This is a genomic window from Lentzea sp. NPDC004782 (genome assembly GCF_040609115.1).
In the GTDB taxonomy this organism is placed as follows: domain Bacteria; phylum Actinomycetota; class Actinomycetes; order Mycobacteriales; family Pseudonocardiaceae; genus Lentzea.
The window spans coordinates 201,106-212,528 of the sequence record NZ_JBEXJN010000004.1 but is presented as its reverse complement, the minus strand read 5'-3'; the positions used below and the strand labels follow the sequence as shown (position 1 = coordinate 212,528).

The window sequence follows — 11,423 nt, the reverse complement described above, 5'->3', positions numbered from 1 at the left end:
AACTCGCCGAACACAAGCCCCTGAACTGCGCGTTTCATGCTACATGCACACTGAGAGGAGCCAGAGTGTGGACATCGTTCACATCAACACATAAACTTCGTGAACGTTATCCACAGCAAGAGGAGATGGCTTGGACCTCCCCGAAGGGCAGCTTGTCGGCCTGGCCGAGATCGCCGAGATGGCAGGCGTTGGGCGGACCGTGGTCGCCAACTGGCGGGTCCGAGACCTGAAGTTCCCACGCCCGGTAGCGGATTTGCGCTCCGGTCCTGTGTTCCGCCTTGATCAGATCGAACGCTACTTGGCACGAAGGAGAAAAAGCATGACGTACGTCGTCTCAACGATCAACCTCAAGGGAGGGGTCGGCAAGACCACCACAACCGTCGCTTTGGCGGAGTTTCTTTCCGGCGAGTTCGGCCAGAAAGTCTTAGTCGTGGACTTGGATCCGCAGACGAATGCCACCACGATCCTTATCAGTGAGAAACGTTGGTCTAAGCTGAACGAGAAGGGCCACACTCTGGCGACGCTTTTTCAGGACGCGCTACGTCCGGATAACGAGCCTGAGAAGTTCGATCTGAAGGCCACGCTACAGAAAGGCGTTTCCCCGGTCAGCGCGGTCGGCACGGTAGATCTTCTGCCGTCGTCTCTTGATCTTATCGATGTCCAGGATCGACTCGCGACTATGCCATCAGGCCGGTTCTATGCGTCAAGGCCGGTAGACCTGCTGCACAAGGCGGTGCGCCCACTCCTCCCGAACTACGACTACGTCCTAATCGACTGCCCCCCGAATCTCGGCATCGTCACCTTGAATGGCTTGCGCATCTCTAGCGGTTATATCATCCCCACGATCCCAGACGTGCTGTCGACGTACGGCATCCCCCAAATTCAATCGCGGGTCGCAGATTTCGCTCGGGACATCGGCGAAGATATCGTCGAACTCGGGATCGTGGTGACGAAATACCGGACGGGCACGACAGTGCACGAAAACACGCTTGCACGGATGAAAACTGATGAAAACTTGCCAGAACTCTTTGATGAAATGATCCCCGAAGCGAATCAGGTGGCATCGGCGGCTGAGCATGTGGCCGTGTCCACCCTGCGGCAGAAGTACGGGTATGCGGGTATGTTCCCGTTGCTACGGAATCTGACCGAGGAGTTCATCAAGCGCGCCGAGGCGTCGTTGTGACCGCCGAAGAGACGGCGAGCCGAATCGACGCGACAGGACGCACTCCAATGAACAACGACGACGGGACCGTAACTTTCGCCGTGGAGTCCGCGGCAACAGCCCTGCTCGACCTTGCCCACCGTGACGCCTCCCTTGCAACGCGACTAGCGCGCTTGGTGGGCGTCATCGCCAGCGAGGCTGCCGAAAATAATCGTCTAGCCCATTCCCTGACTAATGCACTCGATACCGCAAGCGACATCACAGACACCCCGCACGCTGCGAGGTCACGGACCACCGATAAGCCGTCACGTACACACACCAGGCGGACAAGATCGAATCGCCGTAATCCTGGCCCGTGGGATCCGTTCGCCGTTTTCAACGAGGTAGGTGCCGATGGACTACGTGAACGCCTCCTGAAACTAGATCTGGAACAACTCCGCGATATCATCGCCGAGCACGGAATGGATGCAGACAAGCTCGCTATGAAGTGGAAGGACACCTCACGTGTTGCCGACCGCATCGTGGAGCGCGTGATGTCCCGTTCCGAGAAGGGGTCCGCGTTTCGCGGTACTGAGTGACCTTGTGGATCGACCACGTCGGGGGGCACGCACCCTCAGCGGCAAGCGGTAGGTTCGCAGACGAACCACCATTTTGACTGCTTGGACAGCCGACCTCGACTGTAAGGGCACAGCGGGTGCGGAGTCGTTGAGTGACTGAGTTACAGAGGCGGGCGGCGCCGCTGAAACTTTGTCCGGCACGAATCCAGCCATGGCAACGCCTAAATACCACCGCCAGACGATGCACGGAGCCACGCCGCGGCCATGATCAACAAACATCAGAAGCCTGCTGATCCATATCCGAGCAAGAAACATGCGAGCGGGCGAAGGTTTCAACGGTCCGGTTTGCAGACGACGAACTTGATCTTAAGTTCGTCTGTGCGTGCGATCGCTCCTCACAGAAGCCGATTGACGGTTTGGGAGCGATCCGAGCAAGGGTCTCGTGGCGAGTTCTCGACGTAATCTCGAGGGCGCAGCCACTGGCGGCGTGAGACCTTGCGGTGGCACGCGGTTTACTTGCCCTGCCACCATCTGATCCAGCACACCGCGGGTCGCCCGCGCATGCCGAGCCGCGACGTGGCGCTGATGTGCCTCATGCCACGCCGCGATCTCGGCGACAAGCGTCGCCACCGCTATCAAGAGCACGATGAACTGGTCGGGTGTGGCCCGTTGGCGTGCTGGACCACGGACAGACGCTCTGATCAGCTGGTTGGCAGCTGAGCGCAGATCGCGCGAAACCTTCGCCCATCGACGTGGCAAGACCTGCTCGGGCACACGGCCGGCCCGCGCGTATGTCTCCCATGCGTCGATCAGCAGTGCCACTCGATCCGCATCCGCGACAACGACAAGAGCCAACAACATGTCGCCTGTCGCATGAGCGATGCCCTGCATCGCCTGCTGTCCGAACTCGGTCTTGTTCAATGGTCCGCGGTGCCGCATCCGCTCACATGCAGGCAGAACAACCTCATCGACGATCCCCTGCACCGAGGCGGGCACGGTCGTCTCCACCGATTCCCACCGGCTCATGAGCTTCGAGTAGGTGAGATCCGGACCGAGCTTTCCTCCGGCGAAGTACAGCGGATCACCCGAGGCGGTGCGGCACGCCGGGTCGGAGGCGTCCGTGACCGAGTAGCCGAGAATCTGGCCGTGGTGACCTTGACGGACGCGTACCGTCGCATTGGCCAACGCCAGGTACTCCACGAACTCGTCCCAGTTCCGCGCGGCAGCAGCGGCGCTGGAGACCTGGCGACGCAGCTTGTTGCGAACCGCGACGTCCGTCTGTCTCTGGCCATCGGCGTAAAGCCTGGAAGCCTTCTCGTTCTCAGCGCGAGTCGGACGAGGCGTCGCCGTCCGATCCGCGGCACCGGTGCTTGTGAGGCCGTACTGGTCCTCGGCCGCGTTGCACACCTCCTTCACACGCCGGAAGTCGTAATTGCGGTGAGGGTGCACGAGTTCGCCGGTGTCTTGTCGAACCAGCACTGCGGCGATGTGCACGTGGTCAGGCGCGTGACGGATCGCGACCCATCGGCAGCCGCCAGGATCATCGCGCTCGGCGATCCCAGTGCGGTGCAGTACGTCCCCCACCACGTCTGCCCACTGCTCGTCCGTCAGCAGCGGGTCGTCAGGATGGTTGCGCAACGAGCACTGCCACACGGGGCCTTTCGGGATCCGGCTCACAGTGCCTGACCAGTCATCCTCACGCGGACGGCGCTTGGGCATCCCGGCGAGCGCTGCAGGTGCCCGAAGAGCTGCGACCAAGGCACCGACGTCGAACCGGTCGGTTCCGAGTTGCTCGGGCTGGTGCGCCTCGGGACGACCGTCCCACGTCGCGAAGACGTGCTGATCCGTGTGCGCCGACTGCTCGGTGCTTCCTGGTCCCATCAGGTAGCGGATCAGGCCATAGACGTTCCAGCCGCGCGTCACCTTTCCGATCATGTCGACTCGAAGCGATCGACGATGCGCGCGAGGAGTGCGTCGACTGCGGAAAGGCGCTCATCCAGTTGAGCCACGACTCGATCGATGTTCGCGATGACGCGAGACGAAGCGATGCCGACTTCGCCGGTCGTGTTCGCCGCAGCCGCCAACTGGTTCAGGTTGTTGCCGTGCAGGACGCTCGCGCGACGCAGCTGCTGAAGCTCCGTCTGCACCTGCATCAGCTGCTGCCCGATCTCCTTCGCGGCTACTCGCCGCGGGTTGTTGTCAGCGAGTGCCGCTTCAACGGCTGCCTTTGCGATCCACGCACCGACTCGGAGCTGTGCTCGCGCTGCGGCCGAAACGACTGCACTCATCTCGGGCTCGTTGAAGCGTGCTGTCTTCGCGATGTCACGTCTCTGCATAGCGTGCGGTCGGTATCCCCCGGTACTTCCGTTACGCGCCATGCCATCCCCCCGGATGAGCCAAGCTTGGCGGCCGCCGGCCAGCAAGGCCAAAGGCTGCTTTTTGTCTACCTTGCTCCTGTCGCCACTCCTGCTGGGAGCGGCGGGGTGCCGGTGTCACAACGCGCACCGGCACCCCGAAAATCAAGCCGGTCAACGACATCCGCCGCGCGGACTTGAGTCGTCGCCGGTCGACAAGATCGCGGCAATCCTCAGCCGCTGCCGCGCGCTGAACGGCGGCGCGCTACGCACGATCTCTTCGACGTAGTCGTCGATGTGGCGGGCGGGTTTTCCACGTGTCCTTCTACTGCGGGTCACGGGTCACCCCCGCTACCCGATGGGCCGCAGCGAACGCGTCGAGGTCGTCGACGGCGACTCGCACGAGCCGTCCAAGACGGATGTGCGGGAGCTTGCCGGCCCTGATCGCCCGGCGGATCGTGACCTCGGAGACGGACAGATGTGCGGCCGCCTCTGACACAGGGAGGTAAGCAGGTGGAGTCTTGTCTGCCACGGTGTGGCCCTTCCTGAACAGGAAGGCCAGCGACGCGCTATGCGGCTACAGCGTTCCCCCGAACGCGCACAGCCCATCCCGGCCCTCGCTGCAACGAGCTGCGAGGGACGCGGCGTCCTGGAGCACGGGCAACGCGCGGCCCGGCGACGACAAGTCGACCTGGTGGACGCGCTCGACGCGTGGGTGGCGCGTTCTGCAACGGCTCGGTAGCCGGCGGCGCGACGAACTCACCGGCGAGGAGGTCAAGCAGCCACAGCAGGACCGACACAGGAAACTTCTGCTCGGCAGCCCTGGACAGCAACACCAAGAGCCGGATGAGTCGCACCGCCGCGTCGACCTCAAGCGCGATCGCCGGTCGATCCGCAGGCTTCACGCCGAGGCCATACGCACGGCCGAAGTCGCGGCTGACGGACCGCTTGAACGGGTCATGTTCGCTGAGGATCATCAGCTCTTGGTGGACCGTGAACGGTAGATCCATCGCCTTCGCGAGCAACCTGAGTCGCTTCGGATGACTCGCGGCAACCCTCGTGTTCGCCGCGTCGATGCGGTCGGCGAAGGCCTCGAAGCCCGCGAGCAGACCGCGCGGCAACGCTGTCTCGATGCCCTGCATCTCTTCAGGAGGGAGGGACTTACGCAACTCGCGAACGAGGTGCACTCGTCGATGGATCTCACGAGCGGAGTAGCACTCGGCACGAGCTGCGGGCGCGGTTACCTGACGCACCACTGCGTCCCGCTGTGCCTCTGAGCTCCCCCGAGTACTCATGTGACCACAGTAGACAGCTCAGGAACGGGCTTCCAAGAGATTTGCGGGCAGATTGCGAACCGCTTCGGGCGTGGCTCGATCGTCGTCCCGTTCGAATTGGATTTTGACCGACTCGGGCTTGAAGCCTGGGCCACCTCGGGACGGCATGATCGTGACCGTGACGCCCATCGCCGTGAGGAGTGCCCGGCGCTGAAGAACGGTCAGTTGCTTCCAACGCTCCTGCGCTTGAGGCCCAACCATCTCGGTGACCATGTCGCTGGGAACACCCACAACCAGCCGCATGGCTTCTCGGTCAGCCTCCTCCAGGGCCGGCCGAAGCTTCGCGTTGATCCTGTGGAACTGATCGCGGTCAAGGAGGTCATCCGCGTAGTCGTCGGCTGCGGCCTGGAGCCGGGCACGGATGCCAGCGGCATGCTCTCGCGCGGCCTGCGCGGCGACGTCGTCCCGAGTAAGCAGGTCGCGGGCATCTGGTTCCTGGAGCCGCCGCACGACCACGCGCTCCACCAAATCGTCCACCCACTCCTGACGCCGCCCGACGCACGAGGACGCCGCATCACAGACGTAGAGCGGTGTCTTGCCGAGCTCCTTGCGGCGCTGGTTCACCCACCTGTTGGAGACTCGAAGAGCTGAACCGCACTTGCCACAACAGCCGATTCCGAACGTCAGGAGGTGCTGTCGGGCACCGCCACGCGTCTGCACTCGCGAAGGATCGGTGAGAAGAGCGACGACCTGATCGTGCTTGTCCTGATCCACGATCGGCGGCCACGCTGCTGGCCCGAAGTCCTCTCCTCCACGCTTCCGGCGAGCGATGTTGGACAGCCGAAGCGCCAACTTCCGGACTGAGCTTGTGCCCCACGATCGGTCGCCGCCGTACGGCGTGGGTACCTGGCGGGCGTTCAGATCCGCGGTGATGACGTTCAAGGACTCGCGTGCGAGCAGGCGATCGACGATCTCGCGCACGATGGCCGCTTCGGCCTCGTCCACCTCGTCGGTGAAGCCCAAGACACGACCGTTTTTGTCCTGCTCGTAGATCCGCCGCCACCCATATGCCACCGCACCGTTGGCACGGCCCTCCTCGGCGCGCTGCAGGGCGGCACGGGCAACGCGTTCGCCCTTGAGCTCCGACTCCAACGTGTCGGCTTCGCCGAGGATGCCCGCGACCATGCGGCCGGCTGCGCTCGTGAGGTCGATGTCGGAGCCCTTCACCAGCGAGATGGATACGCGGGCGGCTGCCAACCGCTCGATCGCGTCTACGCGTTCCTTGCGATTGCGCCACAGCCTCGCCATGCCGTAGGCGACGATGCGGGTGATCTCGCCACGCGAAGCCGCTTTCATGAGCGCCTCGTAAGCAGGTCGCGGTCCCCCGCGCAGTGCGCTGAGGTCGTTGTCGACCCACTCGTCGAGAACGGTCCACCCACGGGACTGCGCGAGTGCGCGGCCGTCCTCAAGCTGGCGGGTGACGCCCTTCTCCAGCTGCAAGGGGTCCTCACTGATGCGCGCGTAGATCCCCACGACCTCGGTCATGAGAAGACCCTACCGATGTTCACCGCTAGTGTGATTTACTCTTTCCGGGGGGTGTGGGAAAGACCACGTCGACCGACAACTTCGCATCCCTGATCAACGACGTGGAGGACCGCCTGTTCGCCGTCCTGCCCGACGACACGTGGTTCTACCCCGGCCACGGCGACGACTCGACCCTGGGCAAGGAGCGCCCGTCCCTCGCGGAGTGGCGCGCCCGCGGCTGGTGAGCCCGGCCGACCGCGGGAGCCCGGTCACAGCGGGCTCCCGCGATCAGACTTCGATGACCGTGGCCATGTCGTCGAGCCCCAACTCCGACGCTTGCCGCGACGTCGTCGCGATGGCGGCGAATCGAGATCAGAGGCCCCGGCGGACGGACCTGATGATCGCCGCCGTCGCGTCATCGCGAGGAATGCCACAGGGCCACACACACTCGGTGCACGAGCCGACAGCCGTTCAGCGCACCGCTCGCTCCACCAGCGCGGCGATCTTCTTCTCCACGGCAGGTGTCACGTCGGTCAGCGCGAAGCCGGTCGGCCACATCGGGCCGTCGTCCAGGGCGGCCTGGTCGCTGAAGCCCAGGGTCGCGTAGCGCGACTTGAACTTCTCCGCGCTCTGGAAGAAGCAGACGACCTTGCCGTCGAGCGCGTAGGACGGCATGCCGTACCACAGCTTCGGCTCCAGAGCCGGCGCGTGAGCCGTGACGACCGCGTGGACGCGCTCGGCCAGCACCCGGTCCGCCGGGGCCATCTCGGCGATCTTCGCGAGAACGTCCCGCTCCGCCTGGGCCGCCTTGTCGGCCTGGGAGGCGCGCCTGGCGGCGGTCTTCAGCTCCTTGGCGTGCTCCTTCATCGCGGCGCGCTCTTCGGCCGTGAAGGTGCTCATGTGGATCCTCCTCGCACTTTTCGGCACGGTGCGTGCCGTTAGGCGGCCATCATGATCGGCGGCCGGTGGAGTGTCAATGGCACGGTGCGTGTCGATAAGGTCGGGGCATGGCCGAGGAACCGCGGCGGCGAGGCGCCGCCCGCACCGACGAGCTCCTCCGGACGACGCTGGAGCTCGCCACCGAGCGCGGCTACACCGGGCTGAACATCGAGACCGTCGCGCGCCGGGCGGGCGTCGGGAAGCACACGATCTACCGGCGCTGGCCGTCGATGGCGGCGCTGCTGCTGGACGCGCTCAGCCGCGTGTGGACCACCGACCTCGACTACCACGACACCGGCGACGTCCGCGCCGACCTGCGCGAGCAGTTCCTGCGGTCGGTCCCCGCGCTCGCCGAGCCGCCGATCGGGCCCGTCTACCGCGCGCTGATCGCGGAAGCCCAGGCCGACGAAACCCTGCGGGCCACGCTGCACGACCGGTTCCTCCGCACCGTCGAGGAACGCACGCTCGCCCGGATCGTCCAGGCCCAACGGGCCGGAGAGCTCGTGGCCGACGTCGACCTGACGTTCCCGGCCGAAGTCCTGTGCGGCACGTTGTACTACCGCTACCTGCTGTCGACGCGTGTCGCCGATGAGAAGACCGTCGACGCGTTGCTGGACATGTTCATGGCCGCATACGGTCGTCAGCCGAGCGCGTCCAGCAGGTCCAGGTAGCCCGTGGTCGTGCGCCACAGGGCGTCCGAGTACGGGGTGAGCTTGCCGGGACTCCAGCGGCGGTCGGTGTAGTCCTGGTTGGCCCGCCGCAACGCCCGCAGGCTCACCGCGAGCTCGTCCTCGAGCCGCCTCCGCAGCTCCTCCGGCGTCGGCGCGGCGGTTCTGACCAGCTCACCCGTGCCGTCGCTGACCGCGACCAGTGCTTCCTCGTGGATCCCGTCCGCCGCGCTCCAGATCAACGCAGGTCGCTCGATCCGGTGATTCCAGACCGGTGCCTCGCTGGACCGCCACACCGCCGAGATCGGGTTGCGCGACAGCCGCGTGGAGTTCGCCCAGTGCTCAGCGCCGGCCGGTTCGCTCAGCCACGGCACCTCGTCCACCGGCAGGTCCGTGACCAGCGCGACCTCGATGACCTCGACGTCGCGCGGCACGTCCAGCAGCTCGCCGAACGCCCAGAGCTCGACCACCTGGAACCGGAAGAACGAAGCCGGCAGGTCGCCGCACTTCTCCGCGAGCTCAGCCAGGTGGTGCACCGCGCGAGTCCATTTCACGGGTGGATCATGCCTGATCCGATGCTCACGTGACGGGGGAGGACGACATGTCGCAGCTGACCGAGGCGCTGGCCCGGCTGCACCAGGTGGAACCCGTGCTCTGCGCCTTCCACGAGGTCTTCTCGACGTTCCCCGAGGTCGATCCCGCCCTGCCTCTCGCAGGCATGCCCATCGCGGTGAAGCGAGGTGAACGCCGCAGCCACCGCGCCGCCCTGACGGCCCTGGGCTGCATACCGATCGGGTTGACCACCACACCCGACGGCACCACCCCCTGGCAGACGTGGGGCCGCAACGCTCGGGGCGTCACACGGAACCCGTGGAACCTCGACCGGACACCCGGCGGCTCGTCCGCGGGCTCCGCGGTCGCGGTGGCCGCGGGGATCGTGCCGCTGGCCACGGGCGTCGACGGCGCGGGCTCGATCCGCATCCCGGCCGCGTGGTGCGGGGTGCTCGGCCTCAAGACCACTTCGTCCGAGCGCGCCGCGGTCGGCGTCTTCACCCGTGACCCCGCGCTGCTCGCGAGCTACCTCGGCACGTCGGAGGTCAGTTCTCCCACCGCGCTCTGGTCCGCGGACCTGGGCTTCGCGGCGGTCGACGCCGAACAGGCCGAGATCACCCGGCGAGCGGCGTCAGCGTTGCACCCGCGCGACGTCTCGCTGGTGCTGCCGGATCCGGCGGAGGACTGGTTCGCGGGCCGCTGCGGGCCGAACCCGGTGCTGGACGAACTGTTCGAGACGACGGACCTGCTGCTCACCCCGACAACGCCTGGGCCGCCGCACGGGCACGACGGACCGGGCTCGCGCATCAACACGTCGCTGACCTGGGCGTTCAACCTGAGCGGGCATCCGGCGATCAGCATCCCGGCCGGTTTCGACTCCGAAGGCCTGCCGGTCGGCCTGCAGGCCGTGGCGCGGCACGGCAGGGAGGCGGACCTGATCGCCGCCGCCCGCGCGGTTCTCGGAGCTACGCCGCCACCAGCTCGTCGAGCATGGCGTTGAGCTCCTGTTCCTGCTGCTCCTGCCGGAGGACCTGACGGCGTTCGGCAGGGCCATGGCCGCCCAGCAGGGGCACGCCGAGCTCACCCACATCCCCGCGGACGCGATCGAGGTGTGGCAGGAAACAGGGCCACGGCGGGTGCGGCAGGCCCTCGCAGCGGAGCTCGAGAAGCTCGGCTTCCAGAACCCGCGGCTCGCGGCGATTCACCTGATGGTGCTCACGCAGCGGGTGTCCGCGGCTTTCTGCACGGGCACGATGTCGAGAAACGGCAAGGGGCTGCGACATAGGGCTATGCACACCGACACGCGCGTTGACGACTACATCGCCGGGCTGCCCGAGTGGCAGCAGGACATCTGCCGCGAGGTCCGCAGGCTCGTGCACGAGGCCGACCCGGACGTCGAGGAGACGATCAAGCGCACGAACCGGCCGTACTTCGTGCTGGACGGCAACATCTGCGCGTTGCTCGGCACCAAGGACCACGTGAACGTGATGCTCTACGACAGGGCGATCGTGCCGGACCCGCAGAACATCATCACCAGCGGCCACGGCAACAAGACCGCGCGGATGATCTCCGTGTACCGCGACCAGCCCATCGACGCGCCGGCGTTGGTCGAGTTGTTCCGCCACATCATCGCCGACAACCGCCTGCGGAAGAGTGTCGGACCCCGTCGGTAGCCTCATGTCGCATGGAGGTCGAGATCTACACCGACGGCGCCTGCAGCCCCAATCCCGGTCCGGGCGGCTGGGGCGCGGTGCTGCGCTACGGCGAGCATGAGAAGGACATGTACGGCGGTGACATCGGCCCGACGACGAACAACCGCATGGAACTGATGGCGCCCATCGTGGCGTTGGAGAGCCTCACGCGACCGTCCACCGTGAAGCTCTACACGGACAGCACCTACGTCCGCAACGGCATCACCTCGTGGGTCCACGGGTGGAAGGCGAACGGCTGGCTCACGAAGACCCGTGAGCCGGTCAAGAACGCCGACCTGTGGCGCCGCCTGGAAGAAGCGGCCACCAGGCACGAGGTGGAGTGGCACTGGGTCAAGGGCCATGCGGGCCACCCGGAGAACGAGCGCGCCGACCGGCTGGCCGTGCGCGGAGTCGAGGAGGTGACGGGGCGGGAGATCACGCAGCCCCGGGCAAAACCGAAGAAGGCCAAGCCGAAGCAACCGCGTGAGCTGACCGGCGAACCGTGCGGCGCGCCCACGAAGAAGGGCACGCCGTGCCCGATCACCGCCGGGCCGAGCGGACTGTGTCACGTGCACGACCCGGCGTTGCAGTGCGGTGCCCTCACGAAGAAGGGCACGCCCTGCACGATCGCGACCGGCGGCGGCCGGTGCGAGTACCACCAGGACTCGCTGGAGCTGTTCACCTGACGGGCGGGGTCGCAAC

Annotated in this window: 12 protein-coding genes and 3 pseudogenes; 8 read left to right on the top strand and 7 right to left on the bottom strand. The window is 66.0% G+C overall.

Annotated elements, in window-relative coordinates; translation table 11 throughout:
- Window positions 1-130: 130 nt before the first annotated feature.
- Both ABZV40_RS05850 and ABZV40_RS05845 read left to right on the top strand, forming a co-directional pair.
- Window positions 131-1,183, top strand: a complete 1,053-nt coding sequence (locus ABZV40_RS05850) for an AAA family ATPase (protein WP_355436422.1) — start codon at window positions 131-133, stop codon at window positions 1,181-1,183.
- A gap of 47 nt (window positions 1,184-1,230) precedes the next feature.
- On the top strand, window positions 1,231-1,740 hold the full coding sequence (locus ABZV40_RS05845; RefSeq protein ID WP_355436418.1) for a hypothetical protein: 510 nt from the start codon (window positions 1,231-1,233) through the stop codon (window positions 1,738-1,740).
- A 345-nt stretch (window positions 1,741-2,085) separates the two neighbouring features.
- On the opposite strand, the gene ABZV40_RS05840 is transcribed toward ABZV40_RS05845, so the two are convergent.
- From ABZV40_RS05840 to ABZV40_RS05820, 5 genes are all read right to left on the bottom strand, one after another.
- Window positions 2,086-3,654 carry a relaxase/mobilization nuclease domain-containing protein gene (locus ABZV40_RS05840; protein WP_355436415.1) on the bottom strand — a complete coding sequence of 523 codons (1,569 nt, stop codon included), beginning with the start codon at window positions 3,652-3,654 and terminating at the stop codon, window positions 2,086-2,088.
- Window positions 3,651-4,007 (bottom strand): plasmid mobilization relaxosome protein MobC, encoded by a 357-nt coding sequence (gene mobC / locus ABZV40_RS05835; protein ID WP_355436412.1) that lies wholly within the window; start codon window positions 4,005-4,007, stop codon window positions 3,651-3,653. The genes ABZV40_RS05840 and mobC overlap by 4 nt, the downstream gene beginning before the upstream one ends.
- A gap of 391 nt (window positions 4,008-4,398) precedes the next feature.
- Window positions 4,399-4,605, bottom strand: a complete 207-nt coding sequence (locus tag ABZV40_RS05830; RefSeq protein ID WP_030476773.1) for a helix-turn-helix domain-containing protein — start codon at window positions 4,603-4,605, stop codon at window positions 4,399-4,401.
- Window positions 4,606-4,642: 37 nt separating this feature from the next.
- Window positions 4,643-5,215 carry a hypothetical protein gene (locus ABZV40_RS05825; RefSeq protein WP_355436409.1) on the bottom strand — a complete coding sequence of 191 codons (573 nt, stop codon included), beginning with the start codon at window positions 5,213-5,215 and terminating at the stop codon, window positions 4,643-4,645.
- A gap of 171 nt (window positions 5,216-5,386) precedes the next feature.
- Complete coding sequence (locus ABZV40_RS05820) at window positions 5,387-6,892, bottom strand: recombinase family protein (RefSeq protein WP_355436406.1); 1,506 nt, start codon at window positions 6,890-6,892, stop codon at window positions 5,387-5,389.
- A 32-nt stretch (window positions 6,893-6,924) separates the two neighbouring features.
- Here ABZV40_RS05820 and ABZV40_RS05815 point away from each other — a divergent pair.
- Window positions 6,925-7,116: pseudogene (locus ABZV40_RS05815) on the top strand (MBL fold metallo-hydrolase); the annotation flags it as partial.
- A 226-nt stretch (window positions 7,117-7,342) separates the two neighbouring features.
- On the opposite strand, the gene ABZV40_RS05810 reads toward ABZV40_RS05815, so the two are convergent.
- Complete coding sequence (locus ABZV40_RS05810; RefSeq protein ID WP_355436403.1) at window positions 7,343-7,771, bottom strand: DUF1801 domain-containing protein; 429 nt, start codon at window positions 7,769-7,771, stop codon at window positions 7,343-7,345.
- A gap of 107 nt (window positions 7,772-7,878) precedes the next feature.
- Here ABZV40_RS05810 and ABZV40_RS05805 point away from each other — a divergent pair, with 107 nt between their 5' ends.
- Entirely contained in the window at window positions 7,879-8,481 is a 603-nt protein-coding gene (locus ABZV40_RS05805) for a TetR/AcrR family transcriptional regulator (RefSeq protein WP_355436400.1), read from the top strand.
- On the opposite strand, the gene ABZV40_RS05800 is transcribed toward ABZV40_RS05805, so the two are convergent.
- On the bottom strand, window positions 8,451-9,032 hold the full coding sequence (locus ABZV40_RS05800) for a hypothetical protein (RefSeq protein ID WP_355436397.1): 582 nt from the start codon (window positions 9,030-9,032) through the stop codon (window positions 8,451-8,453). The genes ABZV40_RS05805 and ABZV40_RS05800 overlap by 31 nt on opposite strands.
- A 47-nt stretch (window positions 9,033-9,079) precedes the next feature.
- Here ABZV40_RS05800 and ABZV40_RS05795 point away from each other — a divergent pair.
- From ABZV40_RS05795 to rnhA, 4 genes and pseudogenes are all read left to right on the top strand, one after another.
- Window positions 9,080-9,499 (top strand): annotated as a pseudogene (locus tag ABZV40_RS05795) (amidase family protein); the annotation flags it as partial.
- Window positions 9,479-10,030, top strand: coding sequence for an amidase family protein (locus ABZV40_RS05790; RefSeq protein WP_355436598.1), 552 nt, complete (start codon window positions 9,479-9,481; stop codon window positions 10,028-10,030). The pseudogene ABZV40_RS05795 and the gene ABZV40_RS05790, both read left to right, overlap by 21 nt.
- A 52-nt stretch (window positions 10,031-10,082) precedes the next feature.
- The gene (locus ABZV40_RS05785) at window positions 10,083-10,703 is read left to right on the top strand and encodes a DUF1801 domain-containing protein (protein ID WP_355436394.1); all 621 of its coding nucleotides are present in this window, start codon (window positions 10,083-10,085) and stop codon (window positions 10,701-10,703) included.
- Window positions 10,704-10,714: 11 nt separating this feature from the next.
- Window positions 10,715-11,140 (top strand): annotated as a pseudogene (gene rnhA / locus ABZV40_RS05780) (ribonuclease HI); the annotation flags it as partial.
- Window positions 11,141-11,423 lie beyond the last annotated feature (283 nt).